Raw genomic sequence first — 15,027 nt, 5'->3', positions numbered from 1 at the left:
TTACAGCCCGGCGCGCACCATGTCGACGAAGTAGGCGTGGACGCGGTCGTCTCCGGTCAGCTCGGGGTGGAACGAGGTCGCGAGGACGTTGCCCTGGCGCACGGCGACCGTGTGGCCGTCGTACGTGGCGAGCACCTCGGCGGCGGCGCCGACCGACTCGACCCAGGGCGCGCGGATGAAGACGCCCTCGACCGGGCCGCCCGCTATGCCCGCGAAATCGATCTTCGCTTCGAAGGACTCGTTCTGGCGGCCGAACGCGTTGCGGCGGACGATCATGTCGATGCCGCCCAGGGTCTCCTGGTCCTCACGGCCGTCCAGGAGCTTGTCCGCCAGCATGATCATGCCTGCGCAGGTGCCGTACACGGGCATGCTGGCGGCCACGCGCTCACGCAGCGGCTCCAGCATGCCGAACAGCACGGCGAGCTTCGACATGGTGGTGGACTCGCCGCCGGGGATCACCAGGGCGTCGACCTCGGCGAGCTCCTCGGGGCGCCGGATCGGCCTGGCCACGGCGTCCGCCGCGGCCAGGGCGATCAGGTGCTCCCGTACGTCGCCCTGGAGAGCCAGGACACCGATCACGGGGGTGTTCGTCATGACCGATTACCAGCCGCGGTTGGCGTAGCGCTCGGACTCGGGGAGGGTGTCGCAGTTGATGCCGACCATGGCCTCGCCCAGGTTGCGGGAGGCGTCCGCGATGATCTTCGGGTCGTCGTAGAAGGTGGTGGCCTTCACGATGGCGGCGGCGCGCTTGGCCGGGTCGCCCGACTTGAAGATGCCGGAGCCGACGAAGACGCCCTCGGCACCGAGCTGGCGCATCAGCGCGGCGTCGGCCGGGGTGGCGACGCCACCGGCGGAGAACAGCACGACCGGGAGCTTGCCGAGCTCGGCAACTTCCTTGACGAGCTCGTACGGCGCGCGCAGCTCCTTGGCGGCGGCGAACAGCTCGTTGTTGTCGTAGCCGCGCAGGCGGGCGATCTCGTTCTTGATCTGGCGCAGGTGGCGAACGGCCTCGACGACGTTGCCGGTGCCGGCCTCGCCCTTCGAGCGGATCATGGCCGCGCCCTCGGCGATGCGGCGCAGGGCCTCGCCCAGGTTGGTGGCGCCACAGACGAAGGGGGTGGTGAACGCCCACTTGTCGGAGTGGTTGACCTCGTCGGCCGGGGTCAGGACCTCGGACTCGTCGATGTAGTCGACGCCGAGGGACTGCAGGACCTGGGCCTCGACGAAGTGGCCGATGCGGGACTTGGCCATGACCGGGATCGAGACGGCCTCGATGATCTCTTCGATCATGTTGGGGTCCGACATGCGCGCGACGCCGCCGTCCTTGCGGATGTCGGCCGGGACCCGCTCCAGGGCCATGACGGCCACGGCGCCGGCGTCCTCGGCGATCTTCGCCTGCTCGGCGTTGACCACGTCCATGATCACGCCGCCCTTCAGCTGCTCGGCCATGCCGCGCTTGACGCGCGAGGTGCCGATCGCCGACTCGGCGGACTGGGGGGAGGTGGGAAGCGTGCTCACGGATTGACCTCACTCGAAAGGAAGACGGGGTACTGCTCGTACTACTCGGCTGAGGAAACCCCAGGGGATCAGTCCACTACAAGGGCCAATGTGGAGCCTGTGGCTCCTTGATTTGTCCCTCACGGCCCTTGGAAGCCCTAGATCGGCCGTTCTGCAAGATCCACCGGCGGCTCGTCGTCCATTTCGAAGGCGAGCGGGAAGGGCGCGTGTCCCGCCAGTCTGAACCAGCGGACCTTGCGATGCCTGCGCAGCGCGCGGGCGGCCCGTACCGAGTCGTTGAGGAAGCGCCGCGCCATCGGCACCCGGCGGACGGCCGCCGCCAGATCCTCCGTGGCCTCCGCCCCGCCGGGGGCCGCCTTGAGCACGTCGACCTGGTCGGAGTCGGCGAAGACCGCCCGCAGCGCCTGGCTGAGCTCGCTCTCGGCGACCTCGCGGTGGTCCTCCTCGGCCTGCCGGGCGGCGTGCGCGGCCTCGTACAGCACCAGGGAGGAGGCGGGGTCGAGCACCCCGGACGTGGCCACCTCCAGCACGACGGAGGCACGCCGCACGAGCTGCGCGTCGAGCGCGGCCCGCGCGGCGTCCATCCGCGAGTGCAGCCGGTCGAGCCGGCCGGCGGTCCAGCTGAGGTAGACCCCGATGACTCCGAGAGCCAGGGCGATCCAGACAAGGGTTTCGATCACGCTGCGCGACCCTACCCGTTTGGATGCGCCCGCTCCGAGTCGGACCCGCTCACGTGCGGGGCAGGCAGCGGCCCACCGCCGCCTCGATCTCACCGGGTGCAGTCACCGTCGGTGCGTCGGCTTTCCAGTGCGGTCGGGCGGCGGCGAGTTTGGCGGCCAGTTCCTGACACAGCCTGCGCCGCTCGTCCGCGTCGTCCGTCCCGGCGATGAGCCGGCCCCAGCGCACCGTGTCGACCACCGCGGATTTCATCGCCTCGTAGCCGAGGTAGAAGTCGAGGTCGTCCCGCCAGCCCTCGCAGCACTCGTCGGGCGCCGACCGTTGCCACGCCTCTGTCAGTGTCCGACGGTCGGCTGGTGTGCAGGACATCTTGTGGAGGTGGTCCGCGAGGTCGTACACGGGATCCCCCCACAGGGCGAGCTCCCAGTCGAGGAAGGCGACGTGACCGCTCTCGGCCAAAATCATGTTCTTGCGGTGGATGTCCGCGTGCAGCAGGCGGAAGGGGCGCCGGGCCAGTCGGTGCGCCCGCCCCATGAGCACGTGACACGGGTCGTCCGGGACCCCGAGCGCCTCGTAAAGGTCGCACACCGCCGAGTCACCCCGGTGGCGGATAGCGCGTACGAGCTCCAGGAGCAGACCGGCGAAGCCGGGTGTGTCGCCGTCCTGTGGCCAGCCGGCCGGCGTCGGGGGCAGCGCGGTGGCCGGGACCCGAAGGAGGGTCCCGAAGAACCCCTCTACGGCCTTCAGCACGGCGTCGGGCAGCGGCTTGCCGTCCGGGGCAAGCTCGTCGACGCGCCGTCCGGGAACATACTCGTGGATCTGAAAATCGGGGTTCCGGGCGGCGTGCAGGAGCCGCGGAGCAGCGGGTACGTAAGCGTCGATCGCTGCCAGGAGTTCGTCCTCGGACCAGCAGGTGAGGTCCATGGGCTCCGATTCGGCGGACCGGATCCGGACGAGCACCGGGCCCGCTTCGGTCTCCACCTTGACGTTCCGGTTGTAGAAGCCGGCGAGGGTCGTGCGCCGGGTGGCAGCCCGCTCGTACAGCTCGAACGCGTCCACAGCTACGCCTCCCGCCAGGGGGCGAGGATGTCAGCGACCCGCTCCACGGTCAGATCCGGGGGAGAGCCCCACAGCCGGCGGGCAGCGTTCACCTTCTTCGCGAGACGTCCGATGAGGAAGTCCCGCTGGGAGCGTGTGGCGGCGGCCAGCTGCTTCGAGTAGCGGACCGTGTCGACGATCGCCGATTTGATCCGCTCGTGTGCCACGTAGAGGTTCAGGTCGTCGACCGGACCGGCCGTGTACTGAGCCGGCAGCAGCTCGCGCCACCGCTCGAACACAGCGGCCCGTTGGTCCTCCGGGTAGTCCATCTTGTGGAAGTGGATCCCGATCTCGTACATCGGGTCGCCCCAGAGCGCCAGCTCCCAGTCGAGGAACCAGGTCGCGCCATCGGCCACGATCATGTTCTTGCGGTGGAGATCGGCGTGGAGCACGGCGAAGGGCCGGGAGGTCAGGGTGTCCCACCTGGACTCCACCACGGCCAGCGGGTCGGCCGGGATGCCGAGCTCCGCGAACGCCTCCCGGTACTCCTCCCCGTATGTCGAGTGGACGTCTCGGGTGAGACCCGCCAGCAGGCGTCCGAAGCCGCTGCTGTCGCCCGCTGTCGGCCAGTGGTCCGGCACCTCCGGGGCCTTCTCCTGCGGGATCCTCACCAGCTGGTCCATGAGCGTCACCACATCGGCCAGCACGTTGTCGGGTACGGAGGTACCGCGGGGCGAGAAGCTGTCGAGTACCCGGCCCTCGATGAAGTGGTGGACCTGGAATCGGGGCTCTTGGGATACGTGGCGCAGCTCGGGCACCCTGCCGACGTAGGGCCGGATGCGGGCGAGGACTTCCTCCTCGCGCCACAAGCGCACATCCATCACGTCGGCGGCCGCCAGCGGGATCCGTACATTGACCTTGCCGTCCCGCGTCGGCACGCCAACGTTCCGGTTGTAGTAGCCGGCAGCGGCTTCGTCCGCCGCGAGGGCCCGGTCGTACAGTTCCATCCACGTCACGAAGCCACCTCGATGAACATCGACAAGACGCTTTCCGTCCGCTGGTGGAGCGCGTCCGCCTCGCCCGGGAGCCGGAGTGAGGGACGGGCCCGTTCGGCCAGCGCAATGATCTCCTCATCGGCCAGGCCGGTCCGCTCCGCCGCTCGGTGTATGGCCAGGATCAGCGAAGGATAGACCTGGCAGATCTCGAATTCGCGGGCGGCGTGCAGCAGCAGGCACCGTGTCGCTTCCACGTCTCCCCGCCTCAGCAGCAGGAACGCCCGGAACATGTCGGCCCGTGCGCGGCCCGAGCGGTATCCGGCCCGGTCGAGGGCGGCGTTGGCGTTCTCGAAGGACTGTTCCGCCCGGTCCAGCTGGCCCAGCCGGATCTGCGCGATGCCCATGGCGGTGTAGACCTTGCCGATCTCGTGCTGTGCACCGAGCTCGCGCTGGACCACAAGTGCCTCCCCCGCCTCGGTGACGGCCGCCTCGGGATCGGTGAAAGCGAGCAGCTCGGCCCGGTTGGTGCGGATGTTGGCGAGGCCGATGACGCTGGCGGCCGTGCGGTACTCCTCCTCCGCCTGGACCATCAGCTCCTCGGCCCGGCCGAAGTCCATAAGGAACCGGTGGCCGAGGTGCATCAGCCGCTTGAGGTCGCCCCGGACCACACGCTCCTCGGGGGCACTCAGCCCGTGGACCTCCTCGGCCAGGGCGAAGGCTCCGGCGAAGTCGCCCTGCCACATCCTGATGTCGGCCACGCACAGGCCGGCGGAAGTCCGGGCTTCCCCCTGGTGCTCCTCCCACACCTTCTCGAAGATCCGGGCGGCCAGGCTGCTCTCCCCCGCGATCCTCCGGGCATTGGCCCCCGCCAGGGCCAGCCGGGCGGCGACCACAGACCGTACCGGCGCCTCACCCGCCGAGGTGAGCACCACGGCTCCGTTGGCATCACCCAACTCGAGCTTCGACTCGGCGTCGAGGCAGTCCGCCGCGTCCCGGATGCCGGAGAGGTCGGCAGCCTCCCGTTCCTCGGCCGCGGAGGATCCCAGATAGTCCCTGAGGTCCTTGACCATGCCGTCGACCGCCTGTCGGCTGCTCATGCCGATGGCCCGGTCAGCGTGCCTGAGGATCTGCTCGGGTGACAGGTTCCCCGCGTACAGACCGTGGTAGATCGCTTCGCGGAGCGGCGAGGAACGAGCCACACCCGCACTGTCCGTCCCGCCCTCCAACCGCTCCGCCAGACCCTCCCAGTGCCCGCGGAGCACGGAGTGGACGTGCTGCCGTACCGCCGACGGGAGGTGCGTCTGCAGCGCTGCGATCATCAGCTGGTGGAGCCGGAACCAGCCCTGGGGCAGGGGGTACGCGAACGAGTAGGCGGTCAGGGACTCCCAGGTCAGCAGGTTCGTCGGGAGGTCGAAGCTCCGGCCGACGGCCCGGAACACGTCAAGGTCGAATGTGCGGGCGATGCTGAGCAGCTCCAGGATCCGCACCTCGTCGGGCGCCACGTGCTGCAGGAACCGCTGGACGATCTCTTCGGACGTCCCGGGGTCCTCGGTCCGGGCCGGATTCTGCAAGTGGGTGTCCACCGCGAGGTGCAGGTAGAAAGGCACCCCCGCGCTCGCTTCGGCGATGGACCGCTGCCTCGGGATCTCTGTGATCCCTCCCTGCGCGAGCAGGTCGAGGCGGGCAGCCATCGGCAGGCCGCCTACCCGGGCCTTGCGGATCACAGCCCCCCAATCGCTGTCGTACGCCTCCCAGGGCAGTGCCTCCCGGCTGGCCAGCACGGTCAGTCCACCCTCCAGCTGGCCGAGCAGATCACGCAACCAGGCGTCGCTGGCGAAGCTCCGTCCACCCGGCAACGGCGTGGGGACCATGGCTTCGTAGGCGTCCACGTACACCGTGTAGGGCCGCTCCGCCGCAGACTGGCGCATCTCCTCGGCGAACAGGTACGTCACCGCGTGGCCGAGTTCGGCGTTCGAGAGGCCGTCGAGTTCCTGGAGCGTCGGGTCGGCCTCGATCTGCTGGCGGCGCTGCCTGTTCTTCATCGCCCGTCCGGTGAGCCGCACGAGACCAGCCGCAGTTCCGAAGACCGGTAGCCCCATGGCGTCGTCAAGGATCTTGGAGAGCACCTCGCTCTCCTCGGCGAACGGCGTGTTCCGGCGGTCCATCTGCAGCTGGGGGTGCACGCGCTGCCACAACACGGCGTACGCGATGTCGAAGCGGTCGAACTTCACGCCCTGCGCACCGAACTCCGTACGCAGAACGGCCAGCGCGTCCTCCTGCTGCCGGAGCGTCGGCAGCTGCAGGTCCAGCCGAGCCGTTCGGAAGGACTCGGGTGTCCGTTGCCGTAACTCCTGGAGGAGGCGCGACTTCCCGATCCCCCCGATGCCGATGACGTTGAGAATCCTGGGGCGAGTCGCGATCGCCTGCAGTTCTTCGTCATACACGGCGAGGAGCGCCTCGCGGTTGAAGAACTGTCGCTGCAATGCCGAGACGCGCCGATAGCGCGGCCTGATGGACATGCCGGATCCCCCCGATTGCTCTACGGCCCGAGGCGAGACTACCCCTTTCCCGCAGGCCCGCACCTGGCGGATTCCCTGCCGAACTGGCAAGTGGCGCAACCCAGTTCGACAAAGGGAACCGCACTCGTCCGGCAACGGACGGACCGGCCCGAGCCGACCCGTCAGGAGGGCGAGGTGTCCTTCGAGAAGCCGAGGCGGGTGCGGAGGGGGATGCGTTCGTCCGTGGCCACCGCCGCCGCGCCGTCCGTCACCGTTTCGTAGACGGCCAGGATGTCCGCCCCGACCGTGGACCAGTCGAAGCGGCGGACGTGTGCCGAGCCGCGGGCGCTGAGCTCGGCCCGGCGGTCCGGGTCGCGCAGCAGGGTGATCGCCGCCGTCGCCAGGGCGTCGGCGTTCTCGTTGGCGAAGAGGTCGCCCGCCCCGCCCTGGTCCAGGACCTGAGCGAAGGCGTCCAGGTCGGAGGCGAGCACGGCCGCGCCCGCCGAGAGGGCCTCGACCAGGATGATGCCGAAGCTCTCGCCGCCGGTGTTCGGGGCGACGTACACGTCCACGCTGCGCAGCAGCCGCGCCTTGTCCTCGTCCGAGACCATGCCGAGGAATTCGACCCGCGCGCGGAGCTCCGCGGGCAGCGAGGCCACCGCTTCCTCCTCGTCACCGCGGCCCGCGACGAGCAGCCGTACGTCCGGGCAGGCCTCCACGATCTTCGGGAAGGCCGCCATCAGCACCGGCAGGCCCTTGCGCGGCTCGTCGATCCGGCCGATGAAGCCCAGGGTCTGCCCGGCCCAGTCGGGGTTGGGCTCGGCCTTGGCGAAGAAGTCCACGTCGACGCCGTTGGGGATGACGACCGCGTCGCCGCCGAGGTGCTCGACGAGCGTGCGCCGCGCGTACTCGCTCACCGCGATCCGCGCGTTGATCTTCTCCAGGGCCGGCTGCAGGATCGGGTACGCCGCGATCATCGCGCGGGACCGCGGGTTCGAGGTGTGGAAGGTCGCCACGATCGGGCCCTGCGCCGCCCAGCACGACAGCAGCCCCAGCGAGGGCGAGGCCGGCTCGTGGATGTGGATCACGTCGAAGGTGCCGTCGTGGAGCCAGCGCCGCACCCGGGCCGCCGACAGGAAGCCGAAGTTCAGCCGGGCCACCGAACCGTTGTACGGAACCGGCACCGCCCGGCCCGCCGAGACCACGTACGGCGGCAGCGGGGTGTCGTCGTCCGCGGGAGCGAGCACCGACACCTCGTGGCCGAGGCGGATCAGGTGCTCCGCCAGGTCCCGGATGTGGAACTGGACGCCACCCGGCACGTCCCACGAGTACGGGCACACGATGCCGATCTTCACAGCGCGCGCTCCTCCAGATCGTCGAGCCACAGCCGCTGCAGCATGTGCCAGTCCTCCGGGTGCCGGGCGATGCCCCACGCGAAGGCGTCCGCCAGCGCCTGCGTCATGACGGTGGTCTTCTCGGTCCGGGTCCCGGTCTCGGGCACCTCCACCTCGGGGTGGATCCGGCCGTACATCGTCGGCGTGTCGCCGTAGTGCAGGGTGGCCGGGAGCAGCACCGCCCCGGTCTGCTGGGCCAGCAGCGCCGGCCCGGCCGGCATGCGCGCCGTGGAGCCGAAGAAGTCCACCTCGACCCCGGAGGCCGACAGGTCCCGGTCCGCGACCAGGCAGACCATGCCGCCGGAGCGCAGCCGGCGGGCGAGGGTGCCGAAGGCGGCGCCGCCGCTGTGCGGCAGGACCTCCATGCCCAGGCTCTCGCGGTAGGCCACGAAGCGGTCGTAGAGACTCTCGGGCTTCAGCCGCTCGGCGACCGTGGTGAAGGGCACCCCGATGTGGCCGATGGCCCAGGCCCCGGCGAGGTCCCAGTTGGCGAGGTGCGGCAGGGCCACGACGACCCCGCGCCCGGAGGCGATGGCCTCGCGCAACAGGTGCTCGTCCTGGAACCGGACCTCGGTACTGAAGCGCTTCGGATCCATCGTCGGCAGCCGGAAGGACTCCATCCAGTAACGCATGTACGAGCGCATGCCCGCCTGCGACAGCTCGCGCAGCTGCTCCGGACCGGCGTCGGGCACCACGCGGGCCAGATTCGACTCCAGCCGCAGCACGCTCTTGCCGCGCCGCTTCCAGGCGAAGTCGGCGATCCGCCGGCCCAGCGCCACGGCGGCCGGCTCGGGCAGCTTCTTGACCCCGGCCCAGCCGAGCCCGTACAGCCCGTCGATCAGTTTGTCCTGCAGGGCTCCCATCAGGCCGCGCCACCCTCGGCGGCGGCCGCGGCGGCATCGGCCTCGGCCGACTCGCGGCGCACGGTGACCACCCGCTGGATCAGGGTGACGAGCGAGCCCACCGCCACGATCCACAGCGCGATCGGCAGCAGCGCCCCGATCCAGGACGGCACCCCGAAGGTCTGCAGCCCGGACAGGCCGGCCGCGACCAGCGAGATCACCAGGCGCTCGGCCCGCTCGATGAGCCCGTTGACGGCCACCGGCAGTCCGATCGACTCGCCGCGCGCCTTGGTGTACGAGACCACCTGGCCGCTGGCGAGGCAGAAGATCGCCACCGCGCAGAGCGCGTTGTCGTTGCCGGTGCCCGCGTACCAGAGCGCGAGACCGCCGAAGATCGCCGCGTCGGCGACCCGGTCGAGGGTGGAGTCGAGGAAGGCTCCCCACCGGCTGGAGATTCCGGCCTGGCGGGCCATGTTCCCGTCCACCAGGTCGGAGAAGACGAAGAGGGTGATCGTGATGGTGCCCCAGAAGAACTCGCCGCGGGGGAAGAACCACAGCGCTCCGGCCACCACTCCGGCCGTGCCGATCAGGGTGACCGCGTCCGGGCTCACCCCCCGCCGGAGCAGAAATGCGGCGAATGGCGTGAGAACACGCGTGAAGAATGCACGCGCGTACTTGTTCAGCATGGCCTTCCCGGAGGGTCGCTGGGCCGCACGGCCACCACGGCCACCGGCTGGCCCATCGTAGCCAGCACGCCACCGCGCGGACGCCGCGCACCCACCGGTTCGTGCCACGTAAGACGTACTTCACGCCGCCGACCGCCTCCGGTGGGCCCCGGGTACGTCCCCGGTACGACGTATGGACGGGATGTGACACCAGTGCAAAGCTCGAAGAATCCCGCATTCCTCCTCCGGGGAAGGGCCGGGAACACCGATCCGGACATCGATCCACCCACACCCAACCCTCCTCACCGTCACCACCGGGAGGCATGAGCATCATGGGAGCCACATCACACCAAGCCGGAGCCGCCGGCAGGGCACTGACGGCCGACCGCCCCTCTTCCATCCGGAATGTCGTGCTGGTCGGCCACAGCGGATCCGGCAAGACCACTCTGGTCGAAGCCCTCGCCCTGACCGCGGGAGCGGTCAACCGGGCCGGCCGCGTCGAGGACGGTGCCACCGTCTCCGACTACGACGAGATCGAGCACCGCCGACAGCGTTCCGTCCAGCTGTCCCTCGTCCCCGTCGAATGGGGCGGAATCAAGATCAATATCCTGGACACCCCCGGATACGCCGACTTCGTCGGGGAACTCAGGGCCGGTCTGCGCGCCGCGGACGCGGCCCTTTTCGTCGTCTCCGCCTCGGACGGGATCGACGGCGCCACCCGCATGGTCTGGGACGAGTGCGAGGCCGTCGGCATGCCCCGCGCCATCGTCGTGACCCACCTGGAGGCCGCCCGCTCCGACTACACGCAGATGACCACCGTCTGCGGCGAGATCTTCGGCGCCGACGACCCCGACGCGGTCATCCCCCTCTACCTGCCCCTGCACGGCCCGGCCGGCCCCGACGGGCACGCCCCCGTCACCGGCCTGCTCGGCCTGCTCTCGCAGCGCGTCTACGAGTACTCCTCGGGCGAGCGCGTCGAGCGCGACCCGGACCCCGCCGAGCTGGCCCTCATCACCGACGCCCGCGCCCGGCTGATCGAGGGGATCATCGCCGAGAGCGAGGACGAGAGCCTCATGGACCGCTACCTCGGCGGCGAGGAGATCGACCTCAAGACCCTCGTCGACGACCTGGAGCGGGCGGTGGCCCGCGGCACCTTCCACCCGGTCCTGATGGCCGCCCCCGCCGCCGACGGCGCCCGCCAGGGTCTGGGGACCGTGGAGCTCCTCGAACTGGTCACCGGCGGCTTCCCCACCCCCCTGGAGCGCGCCGCCGTCCCCGTCACCCGCCCCGACGGCTCCGCCCGGCCCGCCGTCACCTGCGATCCCGACGGCTCCCTCGTCGCCGAGGTCGTCAAGACCTCCTCCGACCCCTACGTCGGCCGCGTCTCCCTCGTCCGCGTCTTCTCCGGCACCCTGAAGGCCGAGGAGACCGTCCACGTCAGCGGGCACGGCCTCGCCGACCGCGGACACGAGGACCACGACGTCGACGAGCGGGTCGGCTCCCTCTCCTCCCCCTTCGGCAAACAGCAGCGCGTCCTCACCCGGTGCATCGCCGGTGACCTCGCCTGCGTGGCCAAACTGACCCGTGCGGAGACCGGCGACACCCTCTCCGCCAAGGGCGACCCGCTCCTCATGGAGCCCTGGACCATGCCCGACCCCCTGCTGCCCCTCGCCATCGAGGCGCACAGCAAGGCCGACGAGGACAAGCTCTCCCAGGGCCTGGCCCGGCTCGTCGCCGAGGACCCCACGATGCGGCTGGAGCAGAACCCGCACACCCACCAGGTCGTCCTGTGGTGCCTGGGCGAGGCCCACCAGGACGTCGCCCTGGAGCGGCTGCGCACCCGCTACGGCGTCCAGGTCGATCCCGTCCCGCACAAGGTGAGCCTGCGCGAGACCTTCGGCGCCAAGGCGGCCGGGCGCGGCCGGCACGTGAAACAGTCCGGTGGGCACGGCCAGTTCGCGATCTGCGAGATCGAGGTGGAACCGCTCCCGCCCGGCAGCGGCATCGAGTTCGTCGACAAGGTGGTCGGCGGTTCCGTGCCCCGCCAGTTCATCCCGTCGGTGGAGAAGGGCGTACGCACGCAGGCCGCCCGCGGGGTCGCCGCCGGCTACCCGCTCGTCGACGTGCGCGTCACCCTCCTCGACGGCAAGGCGCACTCGGTGGACTCCTCCGACGCCGCCTTCCAGACCGCCGGGGCCCTCGCGCTGCGCGAGGCCGCCGCCGAGGCCCGGATCGAACTGCTCGAACCGGTCGCCGAGCTCGCCGTCCTCGTCCCCGACGAGTACGTCGGCCCGGTCATGAGCGACCTGGCGGGCCGCCGGGGCCGCGTCGTCGGCACCGACCAGGCCGGTCCCGGGCGCACCCGGGTCCGCGCCGAGATCCCCGAGATCGAGATCGGCCGCTACGCCGTCGAGCTGCGCTCCGTCTCGCACGGCACCGGCCGCTTCGCCCGGGCGTACGCACGCCACGAACCGATGCCGCCGCAGATCGCGGAAAAGGTGCGCGGACAGGCCGAGAAGGGAAGTTGACAGGAGTGACACCGGGTCGGCCGCCCACCCAACCCGCTTGCGGTGGGCGGCATTTCCCTGTCCCATGACCATGGGGCGAGATCCGCCGATAGGCTCGTCGGCGCACCAAAAGAGCACGAACGCACAGCGATGGGGGCAGCGGTGGCGGACGACGGTTTCGACTTCAGGCCCGGAGCGCAGGTCCCGCTGCAGGGTGGCGGTGGGCAGACGGCGGCGACCAACGCCCTCGCCTCGGCCGCGTACCGGGACGGCGGCAAGGACTCCAAACTCGCAGACATACTCGGCGCCAACAGCGAGAACCACCCGGCCACGGTCAAGCCCCCGAAGATCTCCCTCTTCGAGCCCAGCCTCGGCGAGGCCTTCTGCCGGGCCGTGGAGGCCCGCGCCCTCGGTCCGGGCCGCAAGCCGCTGATCCAGTCCTTCGGCGGCGATCCGCAGACGGTGGTGGAGCACTGCCTGGCCGCCTCGCACATCCGCAAGGAGCGCGACCGCAGGCTCCGGCTGATCATGCTGGTCTGCGGAGTGCTGTTCCTGCCCGGGCTGCTGCTGTGGCTGGGGCTGTTCCAGCTCCGCAAGTCCCTGGCCTCCCGGGAGGGCCGGGGCAGCTCCTGGATCGGCACCGTGCTCCTGGTCGGCGTCGGCGTCGTGGTGGCCGTGCTGATGTTCCGGCTGCCGCTGACCGGCTTCCTCGGCCTCTACGCCCGCGGCATGATCATCGCCCCGGCCCTGGGCTGGCTGCTCGCCCGCCGCACCTGCGAGGCCACCGCCAGGGACCTGCGCGCCCGCTGGGACGGGCTGCTGTCGGGCGGCGGGGTCGGCGCCAAGATCCCGGAGGCCGTACCCGGCAACCCCGACGAGAAGGCGCGCGAGGAACTGCGCCACCAGCTCGCCAAGCTGACCGCGGAAAACCGCAGCAACCAGGTCTTCTACGCGGGCCCCAAGGGCATTCTCGGCATGGGCACCCGCTGGGGCAGCTGGCAGATGGCCGAGGAGCTGGCCCCGAAGAGCGAGGGGATGGAGATCCACCCCTTCCGCAGCTGGGACGTCATACGCGGGATCGACGCCCAGCTCCGCAAGCTGGAGCGGGGCCCCCTGCACACCGGCGGCTTCCCGCCCGCCGCGATCCAGCACTGGATCGTCACCCCGATCGGCGAGGGCGCGGGCGAGGTCGCCCGCCCCACCGGCGAGAACGTCGACGCCTTCCTCATCAAGCCGCACGAGATCACCCGGATCTGCAACGAGCAGCAGTTCAGCGCCGGCAACCGGCACTACCTGGGCATCCAGTACCCGCTCTGGGACGGCCAGCTGGTCATCAACATGCTGGTCACCGTCACCGTGCTCTACAAGACGCTGCGCGTGGACGTCACCGCGCACGCCCTGGGCCCCGTACACGGCCTGTTCACCAGCAAGTCCAAGGCCCCGACCGTGGAAGTGCCCAAGAGCATCCGGTTCTGGGAGACCGTGGAGCGCCCGCTGCCGCTGGTGGACGTGCAGGAGGTGGTACGCCTCGCCGTGCGGGCCCCGCTGACCTGGTACCCGCCGATCCTGGAGTTCCTCGGCGGCAAGCTGGTCCTGCCCGAGCCCTTCGGCCTGCGCCACGTCTGGGCGAGCTCGATGTGGCGGCACCGGTTCATGGCGGACGACGCCCTGCGCACGGTGGCCCCGGTGCTGCGGTCGATCCACGCGGCGACCTTCAAGGTGCTGGAGGAGAACGGCGTCGACACCGACCGCTTCACCAACCGCTCCTCGATCATGAGCGGGCTCGTCCAGGAGCCCTCCCCGCGCAAGGCCGACGTCTACGACGCGTAGGGGCGCGTGGGTAGGCTGGAAGGGCGGCCGGAGGAGGGACCATGACCGAGCGCAAACCACCGGGTGTCAGCGTCGAGTCCTGGGTGGACCGGCAGATCCGGGAGGCGACCGAGCGGGGCGAGTTCGAGAACCTGCCGGGCTGGGGGAAGCCGCTGGCCTCGCTGGACGCGCCCTACGACGAGCTGTGGTGGATCCGGGGCAAGCTGCACCGCGAGGGCTTCGCGGTCCTGCCTCCGGCGCTCGCGCTGCGCAAGGAGGCCGAGGACGCCGTGGAGAAGGTCCGGGCGGCCCGCTCCGAGCGTCAGGTACGGGCCGTCCTCACGGAGATCAACGAGAAGATCGGCGCGGCCCTGCGGATGCCCCCGCCGGGTCCGCCCCTGGGGCTGACCGAGTTCGACGTCGAGGCCGAGGTGGACACCTGGCGCCGAACGCACCCGGACCGGACCGGCGGCACGGCCTAGTCGACGGGCCAGGCGTCGGCGAGCATCTGGCGGGTTTCCGCGAGGAGTTGCGGCAGGACCTTGGTGTGGCCCACGACCGGCATGAAGTTCGTGTCCCCGCCCCAGCGGGGCACGATGTGCTGGTGCAGGTGCGCGGCGATGCCGGCGCCGGCGGCCGCGCCCTGGTTCATGCCGATGTTGAACCCGTGCGCACCCGAGGCCTTGCGCAGCGCGACCATCGCCCGCTTGGTGAGGTCGGCGAGCTCGGCCGTCTCCGGCCCGTCCAGTTCCGTGTAGTCGGCGACGTGCCGGTACGGGACGACCATCAGGTGGCCGCCGTTGTACGGGTAGAGGTTCAGCACGGCGTACACGTGCCGGCCCCGGGCCACGACCAGGCCGTCCTGGTCCGACATCTCCGGAATCCCGCAGAAGGGACAGCCGTCCCCGGCCTCCGGGCCGGTCGGCTTGTTCTCCCCCTGGATGTAGGCCATCCGGTGGGGCGTCCACAGACGCTGGAACGCGTCCTGAGTGCCCACACCGATCTGCTGCTCCGGCTGAGTCGTCATGGCGGCAAGCATATGACCTTGGCTTCGCGTACGAGGAGGGCCCCCGGGAAGTGATC

General features: G+C 70.7%; 13 protein-coding genes. 3 read left to right on the top strand and 10 right to left on the bottom strand.

Annotation, left to right across the window (positions count from 1 at the left end; genetic code table 11):
• The 9 genes from pdxT to pgsA all read right to left on the bottom strand — a co-directional run bounded on the left by pdxT (position 1) and on the right by pgsA (position 9,649).
• Positions 1-594, bottom strand: a complete 594-nt coding sequence (gene pdxT / locus OG373_RS31055; protein ID WP_405441642.1) for a pyridoxal 5'-phosphate synthase glutaminase subunit PdxT — start codon at positions 592-594, stop codon at positions 1-3.
• A 6-nt stretch (positions 595-600) separates the two neighbouring features.
• On the bottom strand, positions 601-1,518 hold the full coding sequence (gene pdxS / locus OG373_RS31050) for a pyridoxal 5'-phosphate synthase lyase subunit PdxS (protein ID WP_030010552.1): 918 nt from the start codon (positions 1,516-1,518) through the stop codon (positions 601-603).
• Positions 1,519-1,655: 137 nt separating this feature from the next.
• Positions 1,656-2,198 carry a hypothetical protein gene (locus OG373_RS31045; protein WP_405441640.1) on the bottom strand — a complete coding sequence of 181 codons (543 nt, stop codon included), beginning with the start codon at positions 2,196-2,198 and terminating at the stop codon, positions 1,656-1,658.
• A gap of 49 nt (positions 2,199-2,247) precedes the next feature.
• On the bottom strand, positions 2,248-3,255 hold the full coding sequence (locus OG373_RS31040; RefSeq protein ID WP_405441638.1) for an aminoglycoside phosphotransferase family protein: 1,008 nt from the start codon (positions 3,253-3,255) through the stop codon (positions 2,248-2,250).
• A 2-nt stretch (positions 3,256-3,257) separates the two neighbouring features.
• Positions 3,258-4,241 carry a phosphotransferase family protein gene (locus tag OG373_RS31035; protein WP_405444269.1) on the bottom strand — a complete coding sequence of 328 codons (984 nt, stop codon included), beginning with the start codon at positions 4,239-4,241 and terminating at the stop codon, positions 3,258-3,260.
• A 5-nt stretch (positions 4,242-4,246) separates the two neighbouring features.
• Positions 4,247-6,748, bottom strand: coding sequence for a hypothetical protein (locus OG373_RS31030; RefSeq protein WP_405441636.1), 2,502 nt, complete (start codon positions 6,746-6,748; stop codon positions 4,247-4,249).
• 161 nt (positions 6,749-6,909) lie between these two features.
• Entirely contained in the window at positions 6,910-8,082 is a 1,173-nt protein-coding gene (locus OG373_RS31025; RefSeq protein WP_405441634.1) for a glycosyltransferase family 4 protein, read from the bottom strand.
• A complete protein-coding gene (locus OG373_RS31020; protein ID WP_405441633.1) occupies positions 8,079-8,984 on the bottom strand; it encodes a phosphatidylinositol mannoside acyltransferase in 906 nt (301 codons plus the stop codon). Before OG373_RS31020 ends, OG373_RS31025 begins: the two co-directional genes overlap by 4 nt.
• Positions 8,984-9,649, bottom strand: a complete 666-nt coding sequence (gene pgsA, locus OG373_RS31015; protein WP_405441631.1) for a phosphatidylinositol phosphate synthase — start codon at positions 9,647-9,649, stop codon at positions 8,984-8,986. Before pgsA ends, OG373_RS31020 begins: the two co-directional genes overlap by 1 nt.
• Before the next feature lie 311 nt (positions 9,650-9,960).
• Here pgsA and OG373_RS31010 point away from each other — a divergent pair, with 311 nt between their 5' ends.
• The 3 genes from OG373_RS31010 to OG373_RS31000 all read left to right on the top strand — a co-directional run bounded on the left by OG373_RS31010 (position 9,961) and on the right by OG373_RS31000 (position 14,426).
• On the top strand, positions 9,961-12,156 hold the full coding sequence (locus OG373_RS31010) for an elongation factor G-like protein EF-G2 (RefSeq protein WP_405444268.1): 2,196 nt from the start codon (positions 9,961-9,963) through the stop codon (positions 12,154-12,156).
• A gap of 141 nt (positions 12,157-12,297) precedes the next feature.
• Entirely contained in the window at positions 12,298-13,965 is a 1,668-nt protein-coding gene (locus tag OG373_RS31005) for a hypothetical protein (protein ID WP_405441629.1), read from the top strand.
• A 41-nt stretch (positions 13,966-14,006) separates the two neighbouring features.
• The gene (locus OG373_RS31000) at positions 14,007-14,426 is read left to right on the top strand and encodes a DUF1992 domain-containing protein (protein WP_405441627.1); all 420 of its coding nucleotides are present in this window, start codon (positions 14,007-14,009) and stop codon (positions 14,424-14,426) included.
• On the opposite strand, the gene OG373_RS30995 is transcribed toward OG373_RS31000, so the two are convergent.
• Positions 14,423-14,983 carry an HIT family protein gene (locus OG373_RS30995; RefSeq protein ID WP_397733253.1) on the bottom strand — a complete coding sequence of 187 codons (561 nt, stop codon included), beginning with the start codon at positions 14,981-14,983 and terminating at the stop codon, positions 14,423-14,425. The genes OG373_RS31000 and OG373_RS30995 overlap by 4 nt on opposite strands.
• Between the last annotated feature and the right edge of the window lie 44 nt (positions 14,984-15,027).

It is taken from the genome of Streptomyces avidinii, from assembly GCF_045161815.1.
GTDB lineage: Bacteria > Actinomycetota > Actinomycetes > Streptomycetales > Streptomycetaceae > Streptomyces > Streptomyces avidinii.
This window is presented reverse-complemented; position numbering and strand designations above follow the sequence as displayed.